The following is a 22199-nucleotide window of genomic DNA, read 5'->3' as shown; positions in this document are numbered from 1 at the left end:
CCACTCTCCCCTGCTCAAGGCTCATGGGCAGATTTCATGAAAAATCTTGAGACAAATTGACGGAATGCACCGACCGGGAATGCATTTTTCCAACTGATGGCATCGGCGCCAAAAATGCGAAGCAATTCGCCATCACCGTACTACTACTTTGGGTATAATCCCGCGCCGCCGTAATAGCCATTAGCAATCAAGGCGCCTCCATCAAGAGGTTCTGGCGATAAAACAGAGGGATCTGCCGCCCCCGCCCACGCGGCCAACCGTTTCAGGGAAAGAAGAAGTCCGATGGTATCCCGCGCCCTCACCCTGGCGACCCTGGTCGCCGCCGTGCAGCTCACCGGCTGCTCGGTGTTCCGCAGCTACGACAGCGAACTGCAGGAGACCAACAAGCAGTTGGCCGCCGGCAACGTCGACGCCGCCCTCGCCCTGCTCGAGAGCAACAACAAGGGCGAGCAGAAAGACCTGCTCTACTACTTCGAAAAAGGCGAGCTGCTGCGCTCCAAGGGTGACCTCAAGGGCAGCCAGGACGCCTGGCGCTCGGCCGACAGCGTGGTGTTCCAATGGGAAGAGTCGGTCAAGCTCGACACCGACAAGTACCTGAGCCAGTTCGGCAGCTACCTGGTCAACGACAAGGTTCGCCGCTACGAAGGCTATGACTACGAAAAAGTCATGCTGACCACGCAGATGGCCCTGAACCTGCTGGTACAGAACGATTTCGACGGTGCCCGCACCGAGATCAAGAAGACCCACGAGCGTGAGGCGATCATCGCCGAGCTGCGCGACAAGGAATACCTCAAGCGCGAGGAAGAGGCCGAGAAGGAAGGCATCAAGACCGAGTACAAGGACCTGCAGGGTTACCCGGTCGCCAGCCTCGACGCCCCAGAGGTGGTCGGCCTGAAGAACAGCTACCAGAGCGCCTTCAGCCATTACCTGTCCGGCTATGTCTACGAGGCCCTCGGCGAGAAGGGCCTGGCCGCGCCGGGCTACCGCAAGGCCGCCGAGCTGCGCCCGAACACGCCGCTGCTCGACCAGGCGCTGCTCGACCTGGACAAGAACAGCGCCAAGGCCGGTGAAAGCGATGTGCTGATCGTGGTGCAGACCGGCCTGGCCCCGGCCCGTGACTCGATCCGCATTCCCCTGCCGCTGCCGATCCAGGACAACCTGGTGATCACCCCGCTGTCCTTCCCGATCATCAAGGAAGACACCTCGACCGCGCACCTGGGCGAGATCCAGCTCAACGACAAGGCCCTGGCCCTGACCGCGCTCAACAGCACCACGGCCATGTCGCGCCGCGCCCTGCGCGACGACATGCCGGGCATCATCCTGCGCACCAGCGTGCGCGCCATCAGCCGCGGCGTGGCGCAGAAGAACCTGAACAAGACCAACCCGATGGCCGGGCTGGTGGTGGGCATCGCCTCCACCGTGCTGGAAGGCGCCGATACCCGCACCTGGCGCACCCTGCCCGACGAAACCCAGGTGGCCCGCGTACGCCTCAAGCCAGGCGAACACCACCTGAGCCTGCCGTCGAGCCTAGGCGGCACCCAGGTCACCGTGAAGGTCGATCGCCCCTACCAGGTGGTCACCCTGCGCGTGGTCGGCAATCGCGTATTCGCTGGCGGCCCGGCCGTCGTCGTCGCCCCGCAGGCCGCAGCCACCGCTGTCGCCAGCCTCAAGTAACCCAAGGATCGAACATGCGCAGAACATGCCTCGTACTGGCCGCCGTCGCCCTCCTGGCCGGCTGCGCCACCCCGCCCCCAGCCCCTGGCAGCGCCGCCAGCAAGGTGGTGACCATGGGCCAGCTGGATGACATCGAAGTCGGCCAGATGCGCGTCGCCCGCGAGAACGGCTACCTCACCGTCAACGTGGCGCTGACCAACACCAGCCGCAGCAACCAGACACTCTTCTACCGCTTCGCCTGGCTGGGCAGCGACGGTTTCCCGGTGGCCGACGAGGAGAGCTGGAAAGCCCTGCCGTTGTACGGCAAGCAGGCCAAGTTCCTGCCCGCCATCGCCCCGAGCCCCGCTGCCCGCGACTTCCGCCTCGAAGTCCACACCCGGTAATCCCTTTCAGGAGCACGTTCCATGTTTGCACGCCTTTCCCTCGCCGCCATCGCCATTGCCCTGGTCAGCGGTTGCAGCACCCCGTCGCCGGTACTCGGCGGCAAGAACATCAGCTACGGCGACAGCAAGGCCGTCGAGCTGGTGACCAACGAGTTCGGCTCCACCGACCTGCAGATGATCGCCGAGAGCATGACCCGCTCCCTGGCCCAGTCCGGCGTGCTGCACGGCCGCCCGGTGGTGCAGGTGTACGACGTCAAGAACAAGACCAGCGAGTACATCGATACCCGCGAGATCACCACCTCCATCAAGACCCAGCTGATGAAGTCCGGCGCCGCCCGCTTCGCCAGCGACAACACCGACATGCAGAGCCAGGTCGACCAGCTCAAGCTGCAGAACCAGAGCGGTCTGTACAAGAAGAAGACCGTGGCCAAGACCGGCAACATGATCGCCGCCAAGTACCGTCTGGAAGGCTCGATCAGCTCGATCGTCAAGCGCAGCAGCGACTACAAGGACGTGTTCTACAAGTTCAGCCTGCAGCTGATCGACGTGGAAAGCGGCCTGGCCGAGTGGATGGACGAAAAAGAAATCCGCAAGACCACGGAGCGCTGATCGATGCGTGCATGGATGGCAATCATCGGCCTGGCCTGCGCCTTCGGCGCGCAGGCGGCCCCCAAGGTGGCGGTGACCGACCTGGCCTACCAGGCGCAGGTGGAGGAATACATCCACACCATCAACGCCCAGAGCAGCGGCCAGGCCGGCATGTATCACGCCAGCGGCCAGTCGAGCTACAGCGAGTACGAGAGCCTTAACAGCTACATCGAGCAGACCGAGCTGCGCAAGTTCGGTGGCGACATCAAAGGTGAGATCCTCAAGACCGGCATGTTCCAGCTGGTCCAGGGCCGTCCTTATACCGCCGACTCGAAGGAAGACGTCTACGACGTGATCCGCCGCATCAAGAATGGCGCGTTCAAGGGTGCCGACTACGTGCTGTTCGGCACCCTGTCGGACATCGACTTCCAGCAGGACATCAACTCGCTGGACCACACCGACAGCTACTCGGCGGTGCTGGGCCTGACCGTGGTCGCCGACTTCAGCCTGATCAACACCCGCACCTACGAGATCACCTCGGCGTTCACCGCCATGGGTGAGGGGCAGGACACCAAGCTGGTGAAGGGCCAGGACCGCCGCGTGACGCTGAACCGTCCGCGGGTGGTGCGTGATGTGTCGAAGGCGCTGGGCGAGGATGTGGCGCAGCAGCTGGCCGAGCAGTTGGGCGGTTCGGTGCCTGGGCAGACGAAGCAGCCGCGTGGGCGGGACAACCTGCCGCCGGATGAGCCGGCGCGGGTGCTGAACTAACCCACACAATCCCTGGAGCGGCCTTGTGCCGCTCCTACAGGTGAATCATCAAGGCCTGGCACTGTCCTTCCAGCCGCCACCCAAGGCCAGAAACACCCCTATCTGCCCCATCGCCACCTGGCTGTTGGCCGCCGCCAGCTGCGCCCTTACGTCTGTATAGGTCCGCGTCGCCTGCAGGTCCGCCAGGAACGACTCACGCCCCACCTGGTAACGCAGATGCGTCTGGTCCGCCGACTCCTTGGCCGAACGCTCTGCCTCGGCCAGGGCATCGCGCCGATCCAGCAGCGCGCTGTACTGCGCCAGGCGGGTCTGGGTTTCGCGAATGGCGTTGAGCACCACCCCGTCGAAATGCGCCAATGCCGCCTGGGTCGAGGCTTCGGCCATGCGAATGCGCGCGCGGGTGCCGTTGGTGGGGATGTTCCAGCTTATCTGCGGACCGAAGCCCCAACGGTTGGTGGCCGGCTCGCCGAGGTTCTCGAGGATGCCGATGGTGCCCACCTGGGCGCCGATGCTGATATCCGGGTACAGCGCGCCGGTGGCCACGCCGATGCTGGCGGTGGCCGCCGCCAGCTGGCGCTCGGCCTGACGCACGTCCGGGCGGCGCTTGAGCAGGGCCGCGCCGTCACCGACCGGCACCAGCTGCGACAGGTGGGGCAGTTCGGCGCAATCGGCGGTGCCGGCGGGCAACTGCTCGACCGGCTTGGCCAGTAACGCAGCAAGGGTGTAGAGGCCCGCCTCACGCTCGGCCTTGAAGCGCGGCAGTTCGGCGCGCAGGGACTTGAACTGGGTCTGCGAACGGGTGACCTGGGTCTCGTCGCCACGCCCGGCGTCGCGCAGGCGCTGGGTCAGTTGCACGCTCTGCTGCTGCAGGTCCAGCGACTCTCGGGCGATGTGGTATTCCTCGTTGGCCGAGCACACCTGGGTATAGGCCTTGACCACATCGGCCACCAGGGTGATGCGCGCGGTGTCGGCGGCAGCCTGCACCGCGTCGGCGTTGGCCTTGGCGGCCTCGGTGCCGCGCTTGAAGGTACCCCACAGGTCGAACTGGTAGCTGGCGCTGATGATCGCTTCGCCGATATTGGCCACCGGCACTTTCTCCGGCAGCAGGAACGCTTCGCCGGACTCCTGCAGGCGCTGGGCGCCCAGCTTGACTCCACCGTTGAAGCCCCCCTGGGATTCGGCCACCTCCACCTGGGCGCGGGCCTTGGCGATGTTGGCGGCGGCCACGCGCAGTTCGGTGTTGGCGCTCAGGGCTTGGCGCACCAGCTCGTTGAGCCGTTGATCCTGGTACAACTGCCACCAGTCCTCGGGCACCGGCGCCGAGACCACGCTGTCGGCGTCCTGGCGCAGCGGGCCATTGAGGTCGTCGCGCTGCACGGCGGCGTCCTTGGGCAGCTCGTAGTCAGGGCCGACCATCATGCAGGCCCCCAGGGACAGGCACAGCCCGGCCAGGATCAGCTGTTTCATGGATGCTGGCCCTCGATGATCGACACCGTGGCGGTGCGTCCGGCGATCATGCGGAAGTCTTCCGGCACTTCATCGAAGGCGATGCGCACCGGAATCCGCTGGGCCAGGCGCACCCAGCTGAACGCCGGGTTGACGTTGGGCAGCAGGTTGGCACCGCTGCTGCGGTCGCGGTCTTCGATGCCGGCGGCCAGGCTCTGTACCCGGCCACGCAGTCGGGTGTTGTCGCCCATCACGCGGATCTCCACGGCATCGCCGATATGGATACCGCCCAGCTTGGTCTCTTCGAAGTAACCATCGACATGGTACGAGGCGCTGTCGACCACCGACAGCACCGGACGCCCGGCGCTGACGAACTCGTGGGCACGCGGGGCGCGGTCGTTGAGGTAACCGTCCACCGGGCTGCGCACCACCGAGCGGTCGAGGTTGAGCTGGGCCACATCCACCTGCACCTGGGCCTCGTTCACCGCCGAGCGGGCGCGGGCCTCGCGGGACTGGCTCTCTTCAAGCTGCTCGGCCGCCACCAGGTTGCCCAGCTTGCGGTTGCGCTGCGCCTCGCGGGAGGCCTGGGCCAGGGTTTCCTGGCGCTCGGCCAGGGTCGCCTTGGCCTGGCGCAGGGCCAGGGTGAAGCGGTCCTGGTCGATGGTAAACAGCACGTCACCGCGCTTGATGGTCTGGTTGTCACGCACCTCGACCTTCTGGATCAGCCCGGACACATCCGGGGCGATCTGGATCACGTCGGCACGGATATGCCCATCTCGGGTCCAGGGGGCGAACATGTAGTACACCACCATCTGCCACACGAGCACGGCGGCGAAGGTCACTACCAGCAAGGTCAGGACCACGCGGCCCAGGGTCAGCAAAGGTTTTTTCATGGCAGCATCAGGCTTCGGCAAAAGTGGTCCACCGCGCCAAGCAGCACGGCATAGAGGGCAACGTTGAACAGCGCCCGGTGCCAGACCAGGCGGTAGAAATGCAGGCGCACCAGCACCGCGTGCACCCCGAGGAACAGCAGGTAGGTGCCAAACATCATCACCAGCAGCGTGGGCAGGAACACCCCGCTGATATCCAGTTCACCGATCACAGGGGCGCTCCGTCGAGTCCGGGGGGCAGTTGCGTTTGCTCGGCAGGCTCGAGCATCACTTCCACGCCCGGCAGCAGCGCCAGGCGCAGGCCGCTCAAGGCGTGCAGCAGGTGGGTGCGGGCGTCGCCGCGTTCGTACAATTCGTCCAGGTTCAGCGCCAGGCGCGCACGCTCCATGTTGCGCAGCAGCGCCGCCGGGGCATGCAGGCGCTCGCCGGCACGCAGGCAGGCGGCGTAGTGACTGCCGACCTCCTCGATCACCGTGCGCAGGCGTTCGCGGGCCTCGGCGCCGGCGCGCGGCAGGTAGGCCAGCAGGTCGAGCAGGTTCAGGCCCACGCGCAGGTCGCGCAGGGCCACGCCGCTGTCCTGGCCGGTCTGCGACAGGCGCGGCAGGTGCTGCATCAGGCGGTCGAGCATCTGCACGCCGACCTGGCGGTGCTCGGCCAGGGTGGCCGGCGCGGTCATCTCGACGATGTCGCGCCAGGTGAAGCGGGTCATGCGCTTGGCCGCCAGCTCCACGCCGAACGGGCGCACCACCAGGGTCCAGATGAAGGCGAACAGCAGGCCCACGGGACCGGCCAGGTTGGCGTTGATGAAGGTGAAGAAGTCGGCGTCGTAGGCGCCCTGGATACTGATGAAGGTCGAAGTGTTGACGATGGTCAGCAGGGTACCGAGGTAAAAACGCGGCTGCACGGTCAGGGTGCCGACGCAGATGAACGGCACCGCGAAGGCCAGCACCAGCATCGGAAAGTCGTGCAGGTTGGGCAGTACCAGGAACAGGTACAGGCTGGAGAAGATCACCGACATCAAGGTCCAGAAGAAGAACCGGTAGATCTGCGGCGCCGGGTCGTCCATGGCGGCGAAGAAACTGCACGACACGGCGGCGAGGATCACCGCGCTGGCGCCGTCGTTCCAGCCCAGACCGATCCACAGGCCGCAGGCGACGATGATGGCGGTGACAGTGGAGAACACCGAATAGAGCATCAGGCCACGGTCGAAGAACGGCGTCAGACGGCCCAGGCGCCAGTGACGGTAGACCGCGCGCCAGGGCGTGGCGTCGTCCTTGCGCAGGGCGTGCTGCAAGCTGCAGCAGTCCTGCCAGAGATCGGCCCATTCGGTCAGCCGGTAGAGGGCGTTGGACAACAGCAGTTCGGCGCGCTGGTCGATGGCGGCGGCGCCGGGCTGCAGGCGGTCGATCCGCTCGTGAAGGGCGGTCCAGCGCGCCACCGAGGCGCTGTCGGCAGTGCCCTTGAGCCATTCACGAGCAGCATCGAGTACCGGTTTCAACTGGGCGAACTGGGCCGGGGCGCGGCCCTCGAGGGCGATCAGGGCGTCGTCCAGGGCATCGATCACCGGCAACAGGTGGATCATCCGGCCACGCAGCTCACGGGCATTTTTCAGGGTATGCGGGCCGGCGCCTTCGTGGCCGAGCTGGCCGATCATCAATTCCAGCGAGTTGAAGGTGGCAACCATCGCGCCACGCATGCCGCCGACCTTGTCGGCGCTGGCCTCGCGGGCCAGGTAGGTATCGCTGTAGCGGATCGCCTCGGCGAACCAGTTACCGGTCGCGCCCACCACCACCGGCGCCAGCCGGCGCGGCCAGAAAATCGCGCCGACCACCGCCGCGCAGACGATGCCCAGGCAGATCTCCTGGGCGCGGGACGAGGCAACGTCGAACACCGCCAGCGGGTTGTCGACCACCGCCAGGGCGATCATCGGCAGGGTATAGCCGGCCAGCATCAGCACGTAGTTGTTGGCCGTGCGCAGGTTCAACGAAAGGAACAGCAAGGTGCCGGTCCACAGGGCGATGGCAATGCTCAGCAGCAGCGGAGACTGCACCAGCGGCGGCACCAGTAGGATCGCTCCGCCGGCGCCCAGCAACGTACCCAGGGCCCGGTAAAGCGCCTTGGAGGTGGTGGGGCCGAGGAACGGGCTGGAGACGATGTACACCGTGGCCATGGCCCAGTAGGGACGCGGCAACTGCATGAGCAAGGCGATGTACAGGGCGATCATCGACGCGGCGAAGGTGCGCACGCCGTAGAACCAGTCGCGGGCCGGGGGCACGGAGCTGAAGAAGCCACTCATGGCATCACGCCCGCGGCTTCGAACGCCTGGATCACCCGCAAGGTGGCGTCCAGGTCGGCCTGGTCGATACCGCCGAGCACCTCACGACGCAGGCGCACCAGTTCGCCTTCGATGGACTCCGCCAGGGCGCGCCCCTCGACGGTCAGGCTCAGGGCCTTGGCGCGGCGGTCCAGCGGATCCTCGCTGCGGCAGACCAGCCCGGCCTTGCACAGCTGGTCGAGCAGGCGCACCAGCGACGGGCTTTCCAGCCCGGCCGCCTGCGCCACTGCCACCTGATGCACACCGTCGCCCAGGCGCACGATCATCAGCAGCGGCACGGCGCAGGCTTCGGAAATGCCGTAGCCGGTCAGGGCGCCCTGGCAAAGGCGCCGCCAATGACGGGCAGCGACGACCATGCCGCTGCTGATTTTCAGGTGCAGTGCGTCGAGGGACATATGGGAACCGAGGATATTCATAGTTTGCTAACTATCAATATACGCCCTGCCCTACCCCTGTCGTCAACCGGGGGTGACGGAGGGAAACGATGAAAGGTTGTTCATCTACCCGCGATCTGGCCGGATAACACGATCCCTGGAGCGGCCTTGCCGAGGCGTCCGACCGGTCCGACGCCTCGGCAAGGCCGCTCCAGGGATCGCGCTGAACATTGCCTCACGGCTGGATCTGGTCTTCCAGCTTCATGGTCAGCGCCAGGGTGCTGCCCATCTGGATGGCCTGGTCGCGCCAGCCGAGGTAGCGCGCCGCATCGCGGCTGCTGAAATGCACCGCCAACTCCTCGGCCGCCTGCATCACGCCAGTCGCCGCCGCCAGCTCCAGCCAATACAGCCCGGCCTTGGTGTCCGCCTCGACATACACCCCATGCAACAAGCGGTAGCCCACCTCGAAGCGGCAGCGCGTCTCCCCGCGCTGGGCGCCACGCAGGAACCACTGGTACGCCTCGAGCGGGTCGACCTGCCACACCTGGTCGCCCTCGCACACCTCTTCTTCGTACAAATCTCCCAGCGCCGCAGCGGCATGCACCATGCCCCGCTCGAAGGCATGCCGGTAGTAATCGGCCGCGTTGGCGTAGGAGACATCCACACCCTTGCCGAAATAATGCTGCTGGCCAAGGTTGAACCAGGCCGCGGCATTGCCCTGCAGCGCGGCCATGCGCAGCAGGTGGCCGGCCAGCACGGTGTCGCCGCGCCAGTACTTGCCGTTGAGCCAGATCCAGCCCAGGTCATTGAGCGCCGCGACATTGCCCAGCAAAGCCTGGCGGCACAGGTCGTGGTAGACCGCCTGCAGGTCGACCGCCTCGTCCAGCCGATCGGACAGGCCGAAACGCTCGCCGCTCAAGGCCTGCTGGCTGGGCATGCCGACCCCGGCGAACAGCCTGTGGCGCTGTCCGGGGCGTGCCGGGGCCGGGACGATCCGCTCGGGGAGAAGCCGGGCGAGCAGCGAATGGATATTGCTGGCGGCAGACATGTTCATCCTCATTGAACGACCCACAGCTCCAACCTCCACTGTGGTGAGGCGTGATTCTGCGCGATGCCACGACAAAACCTGTCGCGAACGAATTGATCCCAGGCAACCAATTGCATCTTCCTTGATCTGAGCACGCTGTGGCCAATTGCCATGCCCTACCCGTGCCGCCATCCTATGCCGGCAAGCCTAGACAAGGACGTTTCCTTTTGCCGTTCGCCACCACCCGCGCCACCCTCAGCCGCCAATGGGCCTTGCTCCGTCAATTGCCCAGCCGCTCCCCCGGGATCACCAGTGCCGAACTGGTGTGGCGCCTGCGTGACGTGGGCTTCACCGTCAGCAAGCGCACGGTCGAGCGCGACCTCAACGAGCTGTCGCTGATCTTCCCGCTGGAGCGCAACGACAAGAGCATCCCGTTCGGCTGGCACTGGTCGGCCAATGCCGGTGGCGAGCTGCGTGGGAATTTCGACCTGCAGGGGTACCTGCGCGGCGATACGCTGCAGCCAGGGCAAGGGGAAGGGGTCGAGTTGCAGGCATGGATCAGCGACCTGCTGGCCCGCCGACTGCGCGAAGCGCCGTTGACTGCCGACATGCAACTGACTGCCCTGGAACAGGGGCACCGGCTGCGGGCGACGGTGGCGGACGGCTGGCCCCTGCGCTGGTGGTTGCTGAGCCAGGGGGATGGGCTGGTGGTGGAAGCGCCGCAGGCGCTGCGCGAGGAGATTGCGCGGACGCTGGACAGCGCTGCGGCGCGGTATCGGAATTGAGCTCCGCGAGCCCTAGCGCTGCATCCCCCACCGCCGCACGGTCAGCCGCTCCAGGGTGTTGAACACCAGCCCCTCCACCAGCAGGCCGATAAGAATTACCACCGCCAATCCGGCGAACACCTTGTCGGTATACAGCTCGTTGCGGTTCTGGAAGATGTACCAACCCAGCCCGCCCTTGCCGCTGCTGGCGCCGAACACCAGCTCGGCGGCGATCAGCGTACGCCAGGCGAAGGCCCAGCCGATCTTCAGCCCCGACAGGATCGACGGCAGCGCCGCCGGCACCAGGATATGCAGCACCAGGCGCAGGCCGCGCAGCCCGTAGTTGCGCCCGGCCATGCGCAGGGTCTCGGACACGCCCAGGAAGCCCGCGTAGGTGTTCAGCGCCAGCGCCCACAGCACCGAGTGCACCAGCACGAAGATCAGGCTGTTGTCGCCCAGGCCGAACCAGAGCAAGGCCAACGGCAGCAGGGCGATGGCCGGCAGCGGGTTGAACATCGAGGTCAGCGTGCCCAGCAGATCGCGCCCCACTTGCGTCGAGACGGCGAGGCTGGTCAGGCCGAAGGCCAGGACGATGCCCAGCACATAGCCTTTGAGCAGCACCACCAGCGATACGCCGACCTTGGCCGGCAGCTCGCCGCTGAGCAGCCCGTCCCACAACGCGCTGGCGGTCTGCAGGAAGCTCGGCAGCAGCAGGTCGTTGCCGGTATAGCGGGCAACGGCCTCCCAGACCAACGCAAGCAGTACCAGGATCACGGCCTTGCGCAGCCAGCCCTGTTGCCACAAGCGTTGCACCAGCGGCAGCTCGCGCTCCAGCGGCACACCCGGCAGGGGTTGCAGCTGCACTTCGTATTCCTGGCGTACAGGTGTCGTCGTCATGCCCTGGCTCCCGTCAGTAGGCGATACGGATATCGTTGAAGCCCAGATCGTCCGCTGGCGTCGAGGCATCGGCCTCGTCGAACAACAGCCGGTGGATACGCCGGGCACTGGCCTGGAAATCGCTGGCGCCGAGGCTACCGAGGTCATACTGGTGGCTGTGCACCTCGGCCCGCACCCGCCCGGGATGCGGCGACAGCAGCAGGATGCGATTGCCCACCACCAGCGCCTCTTCGATGGAGTGGGTGACGAACAGCAGGGTGAAGCGCACCTCCTCCCACAGCAGCAGCAGCTCTTCCTGCATCTTGCGCCGGGTCAGGGCGTCGAGGGCGGCGAACGGCTCGTCCATCAGCAGGATCTTCGGCTGCGTGGCCAGTGCCCGGGCGATGGCCACGCGGGCCTTCATGCCACCGGACAGGGTGTGCGGGTAGGCGTCGGCGAAGGCGGCCAGGCCGACTTTCTCGAGGTAATGCAGCGCCCGCTCCTCGGCCTCGGCGCGCTTGAGCTGGCCGGACACCAGCAGCGGGAACATCACGTTCTGCTTCACCGTCTTCCACGGCGGCAACTGGTCGAACTCCTGGAACACCACGATGCGGTCCGGCCCCGGGCCGCGCACCGGCTGGCCCTGGAGCAGGATCTGCCCTTCCCGTGGCGCGATGAAGCCGGCCACAGCCTTGAGCAAGGTGGACTTGCCGCAGCCGGACGGGCCGAGCAAGACGAAACGGTCGGCGCGGTCGACCTCGAAACTGACCTGGTGGGTGGCCCGCACCACGCGCTGGGCGGTGCGGTATTCAAGACTCAGGTTGTCCACCGCCAGCAGCGGTGGGGTGGCGACACGGCTCAGGTTGCTGGCCGTGTGGCCTGGCAATGGGGCGGTCATCGGCGCTCAGCTCCCCTGCAACGGGCGTTCATCCTGGAAGAAGTAGTCCTTCCACGATTCAGGCTTGTTCTTGATCGCGCCGACCCGGTAGAGGAACTCGGCCAACTTGTAGGTGTTCTTCGGCGTGACGGTGAATTCGTACTGCGGGTTGTCGATCAGCTTGATCAGCGCCTCGCGGTCGATCTTGGCCTTGGTCACGCGGATGTAGGTGTCGGCGGCGCCGGCCTTGTCCTTCTGGGCATAGTCGGCGGCCTCGGCCAGGGCGTCGACGAAGGCCTTGTAGGTCTTGGGGTTGTCCTTGCGGAATTTCTCGGTGGCGAACAGTAGGGTCGGTGAGTTGGGGCCGAGCAGGTCGTAGCTGTCGAGCACCACGTGCACGTTCTTGTTGGCCAGCACCTGGTCCTGGAACGGAGGGTTGGAGAAGTGCCCGTTGAGCTCGGTGCCGCCGGCCAGCAAAGCCGCGGTGGCGTCCGGGTGCGGCACGGCCAGGGTGTACTTGTCGAGGCGGTTGTACTCCTTGTCGCCCCACTGCCGGGCGGCGGCATACTGCAGGAAGCGCGACTGCACCGAAACGCCCACCGCCGGGACGGCGATACGGTCCTTGTCGGAGATATCGGCGATGGTCTTCACATTGGGGTTGCTGCTGACCAGGTAGTACGGGAAGTTGCCCAGCGAGGCCACGGCCTTGACGTTCTGCCGGCCGCGGGTTCTATCCCACACCGTGAGCAGCGGCCCGACACCGGCGCCGGCGATGTCCACCGAGCCGGACAGCAAGGCGTCGTTGATCGCCGCGCCACCGGACAGCTGGGCCCAGTCGACCTTGATGTCGAGGCCCTGCTCCTTGCCGTGCTTCTCGATCAGTTGCTGGTCGCGCACCACATTGAGCAGCAGGTAGACGATACCGAACTGTTCGGCGATGCGGATCTGCCCTTCGGCATGGGCCACGGTCGGCGCCGCCAGGCTGCCCAGACCCAAGCTGGCGCCCAGGCCGATACTTGCCGCCAGGCGGCTGATGGATTTGCGCATGATGTGTTTCCTCAGTCGTCAGAACGGGGCATCGCCCTGGATGGTGGTGCGGTACAGCTTGCGGCGCAGGTGCGCGGGGCAACCGGTGGCCAGGTGGATCAGCGAGCGGTTGTCCCAGAACACCAGGTCGTGGGGCTGCCATTGGTGGCGATAGATGTTCTGCTCCAACACGCTCAAGGCGTACAGCTGTTGCAGCACGTCGCGGCTTTCGTCATCCGGCAGGCCGACGATGCGGGTGGTGAAGCCTTCGCTGACGAACAGCGCCTTGCGGCCGTTTTCCGGGTGGGTACGCACCACCGGATGGATAACCTCCTGGACCTGGGCCAGTTGCTCGGCGGTCAGCGTCGGGCGCCAGTTGCCTTCAAACTTGGTCTCGGCGTAACGGGCGGTGTAGGAGTGGGCGGCGCTGCGGCCCTCGACGACCCGACGCAGGGCCTCGGGCAGCGCGTCCCAGGCCTTGTGCATGTCGGCGAACAAGGTGTCACCGCCTTCGCTGGGCAGCTCCTGGGCGTGCAGCATCGAGCCCAGGCTCGGCAGCTCCTTGTACGACAGGTCCGAATGCCAGAACTTGCCGGCATCGCCCAGGCCGACGTTGCGGCCGTCCTCGACGATATTGGAAACGATCAGGATCTCGGGATGGCCGGCGAGCAGGAACTGCTTGAGCACATGGATCTGCAGCTCGCCGAAACGGCGGCTGAAGGCGATCTGCTGTTCGGGGGAAATGCGCTGGTCGCGAAACACCAGGACGTGATGGTCCAGGTGGGCGCGGTGAATACGGGTGAAATCCTCGGCATTGACCGCACGGGCCAGGTCGAGGCCGATGATCTCGGCACCAACGGCGCCGGGGAACGGACGGATGTCGAAGGTTTGCGGCAGGGCGCTGTCGATGGTCGACAAGGCGTTCGAGGCGGCTGGCATTGTTCACTCCCACGCAGTGCGCGACTTCAGGGCGCGCAACGATCGGAAACGCACGGGGATTGCCCGTGTGGGTTCGAGTCGTGCGGCGCGCCGATTGGTCGGCGGGTACGCAGTGGGGTGACTATAAAGTCATAAGAACAGGATTTTAAATACCGTTACGACATATCCATATGAAGGAGCGGCCTTACCGAGGCCGCTCCCACAAGATCGATCAGCGCTCGCGAAGCGCCTCGCTGCGGGCCTTGATGATCGGCTTGAGCAGATAGCTCATGATGGTCTTCTTGCCGGTCATGATATCCACCGTCGCCACCATCCCCGGAATAATCAGCAGCGGCTTCTCGTCCGTGCCCAGGTGGCTCTTGTCGGTACGCAGCTTGATCAGGTAGTAGGTGGTCTTCTTGTCTTCGTCGGTGATGGTGTCGGCGCCGATCTGCTCGAGCTTGGCCTTCATGCCGCCGTAGATGGTGTAGTCATAGGCGGTGAACTTGACCGTGGCTTCCTGGCCCGGGTGCAGGAAGGCGATGTCCTTGGGCAGGATCTTCGCCTCTACCACCAGGGTGTCGTCCAGCGGCACGATCTCGATGATGTCGCTGCCCGGCTGGATCACCCCGCCGATGGTGTTGACCAGCAGTTGCTTGACGATGCCGCGCACCGGCGAGGTGACCATGGTGCGGTGCACGCGGTCGTCCAGCGCCTTGCTGGTGGCGGTGGCCTTGTTCAGCTCGGTGCGGGCCTCGTTGAGCTGGGTCAGCGCCTCGCTGCGGAATTTGCCGCGGGTCTCCTCGATCTTGCTCTCGACTTCCTTGATCGCCGCCTCGGCACGGGGGATGGCCAGGGCGGTGGAGTCCATCTGGCCACGGTTCTCGACCTCGGCGCGACGCAGGCGCAGCACCTCGACCTGGGAGATCGCGCCCTGGGCCACCAGCGGCTCGGACATCGCGATTTCCTGGCGCAGCAACTGCAGGCTGTTGGCGTACTGGGCGCGCTTGGAGTTGAACTCGCGCAGCTCCTGCTGCTTCTGCACCAGTTGCTGCTGCAGGCCGCCAAGCTCGTCCTGCAGTTGCTGGCGACGGCTCTGGTACAGCGACTGTTCGTTGGCGGCCTGGCTTGGCGCGGCCTTGCGCAGTTCTTCGTCGATCTGCAGCGGCTTGTCCTCGACCTCGGCCGTCAGGCGCTGCACGCGCAAGGCCATGGCCAGGCGCGAAGCCTCGGTCTCGTCGACGTTGGAGGCGAAGCGGGTTTCGTCCAGGCGCAGCAGCGGCTGGCCGACCTCGACGATCTCCCCTTCCTTGGCGAAGATTTCGGCGACGATGCCGCCCTCGAGGTTCTGGATTTTCTGCACCTTGGACGACGGGATGGCCTTGCCCTCCCCGCGCGTCACCTCGTCGATGGGCGCGACACTGGCCCAGATGATCAGGAACAGGAAGAACGCGATCACGCCCCAGATGGTCAGGCGCACCACCCGTGGCGCGTCCTCGATCAACGCCTTGTTGACCTCGGGTAGCGGCTGGCCGGCCAGCGACTCGGAGCCCTTGAAGTAGCGGCGCAGGTTGTCCTTGAAACGCCCGATATCCAGCTTATGCAACACTGATCTGCCCCTTCTTCAGCGCATCCATGACGGCGGCTTTCGGGCCATCCGCGACAATCTGTCCACGATCGATGACGATCAACCGGTCCACCAGCGACAGCAACGAAGCCCGGTGGGTGACCAGCAGCACGGTCTTGTTCTCGATCACCGCGGCCAGGCGCTGCTTGAGACGCTCCTCGCCGGTGTTGTCCATGGCGCTGGTGGGCTCGTCGAGCAGCAGGATCTGCGGGTTGAGTAGCAGCGCGCGGCCCAGGGCGACATTCTGCCGCTGACCGCCGGAGAGGTTCTGGCCACGCTCGCCGACCTGCAGCTCGTAGCCGTCGGGGTGCAGCCGGGCGAACTCATGCACGCCGGCCAGTTCCGCAGCCTGGAGAATCAGTTCGTCCTCGATGTAGCGGGCACCGCTCACCAGGTTGTCGCGCAGGGTGCCGGCCAGCAGCTGGATGTCCTGGGGCACGTAGCCGATGTTGTGGCGCAGTTCGCTGACGTCGATCTGGCGGATGTCCACGCCATCGACCAGCAGCGAGCCGTTGTCCGGTTCGTACAGGCCCACGATCAGCTTGGCCAGGGAACTCTTGCCCGACCCGCTGCGGCCGATGATGCCGATCTTCTCGCCCGGGCGAATGTTCAGGTTGATGCCCTTGAGCGCCTGGTTCTGCTGATTCGGGTAGGTGAACTCGACCCCACGGAACTCGATGGCGCCCTGCAGCACCTGGCGGCTCAGTGGGCGCTCTTCGAAGTTGCGCTCCTGGGGCAGTTCCATCATCTGGTCGGTGGCGACCATGGTCACCTTGGCTTGCTGGTAGCGGGCCAGCAGGCCGTTCAGCGAGCCCAGCGGGCCAAGGGCGCGACCGCTGAGCATGTAGCAGGCCACCAGGCCGCCCATGCTGAGGTTGCCGTCGATGATCAGGTACACACCCACGCAGATCATCGCCACGCCGGCCAGTTGCTGGATCAGCGCGGTGATGTTCATGGCCAGGCCCGACAGTACCTTCACCCGCAGCTCCAGGCGGCTCAGGGTGCCGAGGGTCTGCTCCCACATGTACTGGCGCTCGCTCTCGGCGTTGTTGACCTTGACCGCATCCAGCCCGGCGAGGGTCTCGATCAGGCTCGACTGGCGCTCGGAGGCAAGGGCCATGGTGCGCTCCATGGTTGCCATCAACGGCTTCTGCAGGGCATAGCCGATGCCCAGCGCCAACGGGAAGGCCAGGATCGGAATCCACACCAGGTGCCCACCAATGATGGCGATGACCATGAGGATCAGGAAGGTGAACGGCAGGTCGATCAGACTGGTCAGGGTCAGCGAGGCGAGGAAGTCGCGCAGGCCCTGGAACTCGTGGATGTTCTGGGCGAAGCTGCCGACCCGTGCCGGGCGGTACTTCATCGACATCCCGACGATGCGCTCGAACAGCGTCGCCGAGATGATCAGGTCGGTCTTCTTGCCGGCCAGGTCCAGGCACAGGCTGCGCAAGCCTTTGAGAATCAGGTCGAAGACATAGGCACCGGCAATGCCGATGGCCAGCACCCACAAGGTCGAGGTGGCCTGGTTGGGCACCACGCGGTCGTACACGTTCATCACGAACAACGGCGCGGCCAGGGCAATCAGGTTGATCACCAGACTGGCGGCGATGGCATCGATGTACAGCCACTTGCTACGCAGCAGGGTGTCGCGGAACCACGAGCGCGCGCGCGGGATCAGGTTGCCGTGGTTGACGTCGAACTTGTGCTGCGGCTGGGCGAAGAACACCTTGCCGCTGTAGTCGCCCTGCAGCGCCTCACGGGTGACATGCACCTCGCCGCCGTCGCTCTCGCTGAGCAGCAGGCGCGCGGTGTCTTCGTTCTCCCAGCCGAGCAGGACGGCGCAACGGCCTTCCTTGAGCAGCAGCATCGCCGGCATGGCGATGCTGGGTATCTGCTCGAGCTTGCGCTGCAGCAGGCGCCCCTGCAGCCCGGCACGGGCGGCTGCACGGGGCAGCAGCTCGGGGGTCAGGCGCTGCGAGGGCAAGGGCAGCCCGGTGGTCAGCATGGCCCGGCTGGCGGGCTTCTGGTGCAGGACACACAGGGTCAGCAGGCTGTCCAGCAGCGGGTCGTCATGCTGACTGCGTGGATCGTGGCTGAGTTGGACTCGACTGACTTCGGATTCCACGCGGCGCTCTCTTCATCCTTGCGGGTTAGGTTCAAGGCGCCTTTCAGTTCATGCCTGGCAGGTTCACCTTGGGTTTCAGGTCGTTCTGCACAACGGACGCCATCGGTGCTACGACACCCTGGCTCTTGAGCAGCTGACCAATGGTCGCCTTGATTCGATACTGAGTAAACATTTGCGTGTTTTTCACCTCTACCAGACGGCGCTGGGCGGTGAAGGTTTCATTCTCGCTGTCGAGCAGGTCGAGCAGGGTTCGCTCGCCCAGGCCGAACTGCTGCTGGTAAGCGCTGCGCACACGGTTGCTGTGATCGACGTACTGCTGGGCGATCGGCACCTGGGCGTTGGCGTTCTCCAGAGCATTCCATGCCAAGCCTAACTCCTCATTGAGCTGGCGCAAGGCGTTGTTGCGAATGTCCAGTGCCTGGTTGGCCAGGTACGACTTCGATTCCAGGTCGGCCTTGTTGCTGCCACCGGCGTACAAATTGAAGTTCATGCGCAGCATGGCCTGCCATTCGTTGTTGTGGCCGACGGCGCCGTCGAGGTTGTTGTCGGCCGTTCGTCCGAGTTCGGCATCGAAACGAGGATAGAACGTAGACTTTGCCGCTTCGTATTGCTTCTCGGCGGCGGCGATGTCCGACTCGGCCGAGCGCAGGATCGGACTTTGCTCGACCAGCTGGTGGCGGGCCTCGTCGAGGGTGGCCGGCAGCAGGTCGACAAATGGCGCGGGCGTGCTTAACTCGTCGGGCATTTGTCCGACGACGCTCAGGTAGTTGGTGTTGGCATCGGCCAGGTTGGTCTGCTCGGTGATCAGGTTGTTGCGGGCTTGGGCCAGGCGCGCCTCGGCCTGGTCGAGGTCGGCCAGGCGGCCGACGCCGCGGCTGGTGCGCAGCTTGATCTGGTCGAGGATGCGCTCGTGGTTGCGCAGGTTGTCTTCGGCCAGGCGCACCATCTCGCGGCGCGACAGCACGTCCAGGTAGACCTGGGCGACGGTCAGCGCGGTGCGCTCGGAGGTCCCCAGCAGGGAGTAGGCGCGGGCGTTGACGGTGGCCTGTTGACGGCCGACCTCGCTGGAGGTGGCGAAGCCGTCGAAGACCATCTGCCGCAGGCGGATGGCCGACTCGCCACGGTTCAGGGTCTCCCAGCGGTTGCGGGTGCTTGGGCTGTCGGTGCCCTCGCGACCGTAACCGGCGGTCACGTCGACCCGCGGCAAATAGCCGCCCTGGGCAGCACGCAGCTGATAGTCCGCAGCCGTGCGGGCGTTCACGCCGGCCTGGATTTCCGGATGGACCTCAAGGGCCTTCTGCATGGCTTCGGGCAAGGTTTGTGCTTGAACGAATGTGGCGGCGAGAGCGAAAGGAAGAGCGGTGAACAGTGACGCACGCATTTTTACTGGTTCCCGAGAGAGCTGTTGTCCCAAATCACAGCCGAAGCCGTGCCTGCCTTGGAAAATGGCAAACCCTGATCTTGTATGTAGGAAGCTTCCGAATAGGCAGTGCGATTAATACGAAAGAAAGGGCTTTGCTGGCCAAATATCAATGTGACATTACCTTGGCGATTGTTTAGGATGGCAGCCAGAAGGTCAATAGTTTGGCATAAACTTAATAGCCAGAAATTATAGACGTAAAATTGACGCAAATCAGCGTCAAAAACATATTTGAAACATTCCATCAGTCGCCGCCTCGAACGCCGGCCAGGCATGGAAGCCAACTGAACAGGTAGCCCGGAGAGTCCAATGAGCACTGTTGTCGCCATCGTCAAAAGCATTGTTGGCCAAGTCATCGCAGTTTCCCCAGAAGGCATCCGGCGCGTACTGATCGAAGGCGATCGCCTGCTGGCGGGCGAACAGGTAGACACCGGCGCGGGCGGCGCGGTCACCCTGGAACTGGCCGACGGCCGTGTGCTCGACCTGGGCCGCGACACCCAGTGGAGCGCCGATGCGCCCGACAGCAGCATCGACCTGAACCAGGCCACCGCCCAGGCAGCGCCCTCGGTCGAAGAGTTGCAACAGGCCATCGCCGCCGGTGCCGACCCGACCACCGAGCTGGAAGCCACCGCAGCTGGTCCGGCCGCGGCAGGCGGCGGTTCGGTCGGCGGCGGACACAGCTTCGTCCTGCTCGAAGAGACCGCCGGGGTGGTCGACCCGACCATTGGCTTCCCCACCGGCCCTATCGGCTTCGCCACCGGCCTGGCGAACGAGGAACTGGGCGGACTGGACGGCAACGCTGCCGGCACCAACACGACCAACGTCCCGCTCACCACAGGGCTGACCCTGAGCGCCACCCCCACGATCACCGAGGCGGGTGGCGTCATCGTCTATACCGCCACCGTCGGCCAGCCACCGCTGACCAACCTGACCGTGACTCTGTCCAACGGCGCCGTCATCGTGATCCCGGCCGGCCAGACCACCGGCACCGTCAACGTCAACATCCCGGCCAACGACACGCCCTACATCGATGGCGGCCAGATTTCCGCGACCATTACCGGCACGACTGGCGGTAACGGCCTGATCGTCACGCCGAGCACCACCCCGGCGGTTACCCAGGTCACCGACACCATCGACACCACCACCGCCACGCTCACCGCCACCCCGAGCGTCACCGAAGGCGGCGTGATCACCTATACCGTGACCCTGACCAACCCGGCCCAGACCCCGGTCACCGTCACCCTATCCAATGGCCAGACCGTCACCATCGAGGCTGGCAAGTCGTCCGGTAGCGTCGACTTCCAGACTCCGGCCAACGACGTCTACAACAATGGCAGCACCGTCAGCACCACGATCACGGGGGCAACGGGTGGCAACTTCGAGAAACTGGAGCCGAACCCGACGCCAGCTGAAACCAAGATCAACGACTCGATCGACACCACCACCGCCACCCTGACCGCCACCCCGAGCGTCACCGAAGGCGGCGTGATCACCTACACCGTGACCTTGAACAACCCGGCCCAGACCCCGGTCACCGTCACCCTGTCCAATGGCCAGACCATCACTGTCAAAGCCGGCGAAAGCACCGGCAGCGTTGATTTCCAGACTCCGGCCAACGATGTCTACAACAATGGCAGCACCGTCAGCACCACGATCACGGGGGCAACGGGTGGCAACTTCGAGAAACTGGAGCCGAACCCGGCACCTGCTGAAACCAAGATCAACGACTCGATCGACACCACCACCGCCACCCTGACCGCGACCCCGAGCGTGACCGAAGGCGGCGTGATCACCTACACCGTGACCCTGACCAACCCGGCCCAGACCCCGGTCACCGTCACTCTCTCCAATGGCCAGACCGTCACCATCGAGGCCGGCAAGTCGTCCGGCAGTGTCGACTTCCAGACCCCGGCCAATGACGTCTACAACAACGGCAGCACCGTCAGCACCACGATCACGGGGGCAACGGGCGGCAACTTCGAGAAACTGGAGCCGAACCCGACGCCAGCTGAAACGAAGATCAACGACTCGATCGACACCACCACCGCCACCCTGACCGCCACCCCGAGCGTCACCGAAGGCGGCGTGATCACCTATACTGTGACCCTTACCAATCCGGCGCAGACTCCGGTCACCGTCACCCTGTCCAACGGCCAGACCATCACCGTCAAGGCCGGCGAAAGCACCGGCAGCGTTGACTTCCAGACCCCGGCCAACGATGTGTTCGTCAATGGCAGCACGGTCAGCACCAGCATCACCGGTGCCACCGGTGGCAATTTCGAGAAGCTGGAACCCGACACCACGCCGACCCAGACCGTGATCAGCGACAGCATCGACACGGTAACCGTCAGCATCGCCAGCAATGGCAACGTGACCGAGGCCGAGCAGCCGACCTTCACCGTGTCGGTCAGCCAGAAGCTCGACCATGACCTGACCGTGACCCTGTCCAATGGCGCCACCGTGGTCATCAGCGCCGGCCAGACCCAGGCCACCTACAGCCTGCCGGCTCAGGGCGACGACGTGTTCAAGGACGCCAGCTCGGTGACTCTTGGCGTGACTGACGCCAGCGTGGCGGGCAAGACCTTCGAGAACCTGGAACTGGGTGGCGATGCCACCGTGCAGATCACCGACACCGTCAGCGAAGTCGTTGCGACCCTCACTGCCGACAAGACCACTGTGTCCGAAGGTGGCCAGATCACTTACACCGTGACGCTGACCAATGCCCAGGGTCTGTCGGTCACCGGCCACAACGGCCTGACCTTCACCCTGACTGACGGCACCAAGGTCACCATTCCAGCCGGCAGCGCCAGCGGTACCTTCACCATCACTGCACCGGACGACGTGTTCGTCGGTGGCCAGCCGAGCATCGTCAACAAGATCGAATCGGTTGCCGGTGGCGACAACTTCGAGAAGCTGACCCTCGGCGACAACACCGTCACCACGACCGTGACCGATGAACCTGGTACTGGTACTCCTGGTACCGACAACCAGGGCGACAAGGTCACCGTCACCATCGTCGGCAAAGGCGATGTGACCGAAGACCAGCAGCCGGCCTTCACCGTCAAGGTCAGCCAGAAA

General features: G+C 65.2%; 20 protein-coding genes. 6 read left to right on the top strand and 14 right to left on the bottom strand.

The window, feature by feature from the left end; all coding sequences use genetic code 11:
* The first annotated feature begins 282 nt into the window (after positions 1-282).
* From AC25ND_RS14050 to AC25ND_RS14035, 4 genes are read left to right on the top strand one after another with little or no spacing between them, the layout of a single operon-like run.
* Complete coding sequence (locus tag AC25ND_RS14050; RefSeq protein WP_236248043.1) at positions 283-1674, top strand: COG3014 family protein; 1392 nt, start codon at positions 283-285, stop codon at positions 1672-1674.
* Positions 1675-1688: 14 nt separating this feature from the next.
* Entirely contained in the window at positions 1689-2057 is a 369-nt protein-coding gene (locus AC25ND_RS14045) for a YcfL family putative periplasmic lipoprotein (RefSeq protein ID WP_236248042.1), read from the top strand.
* A gap of 21 nt (positions 2058-2078) precedes the next feature.
* A complete protein-coding gene (lpoB, locus tag AC25ND_RS14040; protein WP_028689243.1) occupies positions 2079-2666 on the top strand; it encodes a penicillin-binding protein activator LpoB in 588 nt (195 codons plus the stop codon).
* A gap of 3 nt (positions 2667-2669) precedes the next feature.
* The gene (locus AC25ND_RS14035; protein ID WP_028689244.1) at positions 2670-3413 is read left to right on the top strand and encodes a hypothetical protein; all 744 of its coding nucleotides are present in this window, start codon (positions 2670-2672) and stop codon (positions 3411-3413) included.
* Between the two features lie 48 nt (positions 3414-3461).
* On the opposite strand, the gene AC25ND_RS14030 is transcribed toward AC25ND_RS14035, so the two are convergent.
* From AC25ND_RS14030 to AC25ND_RS14005, 6 genes are all read right to left on the bottom strand, one after another.
* On the bottom strand, positions 3462-4880 hold the full coding sequence (locus AC25ND_RS14030) for an efflux transporter outer membrane subunit (protein ID WP_028689245.1): 1419 nt from the start codon (positions 4878-4880) through the stop codon (positions 3462-3464).
* Positions 4877-5752: an efflux RND transporter periplasmic adaptor subunit gene (locus tag AC25ND_RS14025; RefSeq protein WP_028689246.1), complete on the bottom strand. Its 876-nt coding sequence runs from the start codon at positions 5750-5752 to the stop codon at positions 4877-4879. The genes AC25ND_RS14030 and AC25ND_RS14025 overlap by 4 nt, the downstream gene beginning before the upstream one ends.
* A complete protein-coding gene (locus tag AC25ND_RS14020) occupies positions 5749-5961 on the bottom strand; it encodes a DUF1656 domain-containing protein (protein WP_016392395.1) in 213 nt (70 codons plus the stop codon). The genes AC25ND_RS14025 and AC25ND_RS14020 overlap by 4 nt, the downstream gene beginning before the upstream one ends.
* Complete coding sequence (locus tag AC25ND_RS14015; protein WP_062362655.1) at positions 5958-8045, bottom strand: FUSC family protein; 2088 nt, start codon at positions 8043-8045, stop codon at positions 5958-5960. Before AC25ND_RS14015 ends, AC25ND_RS14020 begins: the two co-directional genes overlap by 4 nt.
* Positions 8042-8479: a MarR family winged helix-turn-helix transcriptional regulator gene (locus tag AC25ND_RS14010; protein WP_028689248.1), complete on the bottom strand. Its 438-nt coding sequence runs from the start codon at positions 8477-8479 to the stop codon at positions 8042-8044. Before AC25ND_RS14010 ends, AC25ND_RS14015 begins: the two co-directional genes overlap by 4 nt.
* Positions 8480-8693: 214 nt before the next feature.
* Positions 8694-9506 (bottom strand): tetratricopeptide repeat protein, encoded by an 813-nt coding sequence (locus AC25ND_RS14005; RefSeq protein ID WP_247283792.1) that lies wholly within the window; start codon positions 9504-9506, stop codon positions 8694-8696.
* Positions 9507-9712: 206 nt separating this feature from the next.
* On the opposite strand from AC25ND_RS14005, the gene AC25ND_RS14000 reads away from it, so the two are divergent.
* Positions 9713-10270 carry a WYL domain-containing protein gene (locus AC25ND_RS14000; RefSeq protein ID WP_028689250.1) on the top strand — a complete coding sequence of 186 codons (558 nt, stop codon included), beginning with the start codon at positions 9713-9715 and terminating at the stop codon, positions 10268-10270.
* A 12-nt stretch (positions 10271-10282) separates the two neighbouring features.
* On the opposite strand, the gene AC25ND_RS13995 is transcribed toward AC25ND_RS14000, so the two are convergent.
* The 8 genes from AC25ND_RS13995 to AC25ND_RS13960 all read right to left on the bottom strand — a co-directional run bounded on the left by AC25ND_RS13995 (position 10283) and on the right by AC25ND_RS13960 (position 19366).
* Positions 10283-11146 carry an ABC transporter permease gene (locus AC25ND_RS13995; RefSeq protein WP_062362650.1) on the bottom strand — a complete coding sequence of 288 codons (864 nt, stop codon included), beginning with the start codon at positions 11144-11146 and terminating at the stop codon, positions 10283-10285.
* A gap of 13 nt (positions 11147-11159) precedes the next feature.
* On the bottom strand, positions 11160-12023 hold the full coding sequence (locus tag AC25ND_RS13990; protein WP_062362647.1) for an ABC transporter ATP-binding protein: 864 nt from the start codon (positions 12021-12023) through the stop codon (positions 11160-11162).
* 6 nt (positions 12024-12029) lie between these two features.
* Positions 12030-13049, bottom strand: a complete 1020-nt coding sequence (locus AC25ND_RS13985; protein ID WP_062362644.1) for an ABC transporter substrate-binding protein — start codon at positions 13047-13049, stop codon at positions 12030-12032.
* An 18-nt stretch (positions 13050-13067) separates the two neighbouring features.
* Positions 13068-13967 (bottom strand): TauD/TfdA dioxygenase family protein, encoded by a 900-nt coding sequence (locus tag AC25ND_RS13980; protein ID WP_062362642.1) that lies wholly within the window; start codon positions 13965-13967, stop codon positions 13068-13070.
* A 211-nt stretch (positions 13968-14178) separates the two neighbouring features.
* Entirely contained in the window at positions 14179-15555 is a 1377-nt protein-coding gene (locus AC25ND_RS13975) for an HlyD family type I secretion periplasmic adaptor subunit (RefSeq protein WP_028689255.1), read from the bottom strand.
* Positions 15545-17701 carry a type I secretion system permease/ATPase gene (locus AC25ND_RS13970; protein ID WP_028689256.1) on the bottom strand — a complete coding sequence of 719 codons (2157 nt, stop codon included), beginning with the start codon at positions 17699-17701 and terminating at the stop codon, positions 15545-15547. Before AC25ND_RS13970 ends, AC25ND_RS13975 begins: the two co-directional genes overlap by 11 nt.
* A 43-nt stretch (positions 17702-17744) precedes the next feature.
* On the bottom strand, positions 17745-19082 hold the full coding sequence (locus tag AC25ND_RS13965) for a TolC family outer membrane protein (RefSeq protein WP_028689257.1): 1338 nt from the start codon (positions 19080-19082) through the stop codon (positions 17745-17747).
* 2 nt (positions 19083-19084) lie between these two features.
* Entirely contained in the window at positions 19085-19366 is a 282-nt protein-coding gene (locus AC25ND_RS13960; RefSeq protein WP_139121047.1) for a hypothetical protein, read from the bottom strand.
* 64 nt (positions 19367-19430) lie between these two features.
* On the opposite strand from AC25ND_RS13960, the gene AC25ND_RS13955 reads away from it, so the two are divergent.
* Positions 19431-22199: retention module-containing protein (locus AC25ND_RS13955; protein ID WP_486976392.1), on the top strand; the 2769-nt coding region annotated here is incomplete at its 3' end.

Source organism: Pseudomonas sp. P110(2024) (assembly GCF_057480795.1).
The sequence above is the reverse complement of the archived record's forward strand: the minus strand, read 5'-3'. Positions and strand labels throughout refer to the sequence as shown.

Bases quoted from the DNA above. Each gene is read 5' to 3' on its own strand.
- AC25ND_RS14050 (WP_236248043.1), top strand. From the start codon at position 283: ATGGTATCCCGCGCCCTCACCCTGGCGACCCTGGTCGCCGCCGTGCAG.
- AC25ND_RS14045 (WP_236248042.1), top strand. From the start codon at position 1,689: ATGCGCAGAACATGCCTCGTACTGGCCGCCGTCGCCCTCCTGGCCGGC.
- lpoB (WP_028689243.1), top strand. From the start codon at position 2,079: ATGTTTGCACGCCTTTCCCTCGCCGCCATCGCCATTGCCCTGGTCAGC.
- AC25ND_RS14035 (WP_028689244.1), top strand. From the start codon at position 2,670: ATGCGTGCATGGATGGCAATCATCGGCCTGGCCTGCGCCTTCGGCGCG.
- AC25ND_RS14030 (WP_028689245.1), bottom strand. From the start codon at position 4,880: ATGAAACAGCTGATCCTGGCCGGGCTGTGCCTGTCCCTGGGGGCCTGC.
- AC25ND_RS14025 (WP_028689246.1), bottom strand. From the start codon at position 5,752: ATGAAAAAACCTTTGCTGACCCTGGGCCGCGTGGTCCTGACCTTGCTG.
- AC25ND_RS14015 (WP_062362655.1), bottom strand. From the start codon at position 8,045: ATGAGTGGCTTCTTCAGCTCCGTGCCCCCGGCCCGCGACTGGTTCTAC.
- AC25ND_RS14010 (WP_028689248.1), bottom strand. From the start codon at position 8,479: ATGTCCCTCGACGCACTGCACCTGAAAATCAGCAGCGGCATGGTCGTC.
- AC25ND_RS14005 (WP_247283792.1), bottom strand. From the start codon at position 9,506: ATGTCTGCCGCCAGCAATATCCATTCGCTGCTCGCCCGGCTTCTCCCC.
- AC25ND_RS13995 (WP_062362650.1), bottom strand. From the start codon at position 11,146: ATGACGACGACACCTGTACGCCAGGAATACGAAGTGCAGCTGCAACCC.
- AC25ND_RS13990 (WP_062362647.1), bottom strand. From the start codon at position 12,023: ATGACCGCCCCATTGCCAGGCCACACGGCCAGCAACCTGAGCCGTGTC.
- AC25ND_RS13985 (WP_062362644.1), bottom strand. From the start codon at position 13,049: ATGCGCAAATCCATCAGCCGCCTGGCGGCAAGTATCGGCCTGGGCGCC.
- AC25ND_RS13980 (WP_062362642.1), bottom strand. From the start codon at position 13,967: ATGCCAGCCGCCTCGAACGCCTTGTCGACCATCGACAGCGCCCTGCCG.
- AC25ND_RS13965 (WP_028689257.1), bottom strand. From the start codon at position 19,082: ATGCGTGCGTCACTGTTCACCGCTCTTCCTTTCGCTCTCGCCGCCACA.
- AC25ND_RS13960 (WP_139121047.1), bottom strand. From the start codon at position 19,366: ATGGAATGTTTCAAATATGTTTTTGACGCTGATTTGCGTCAATTTTAC.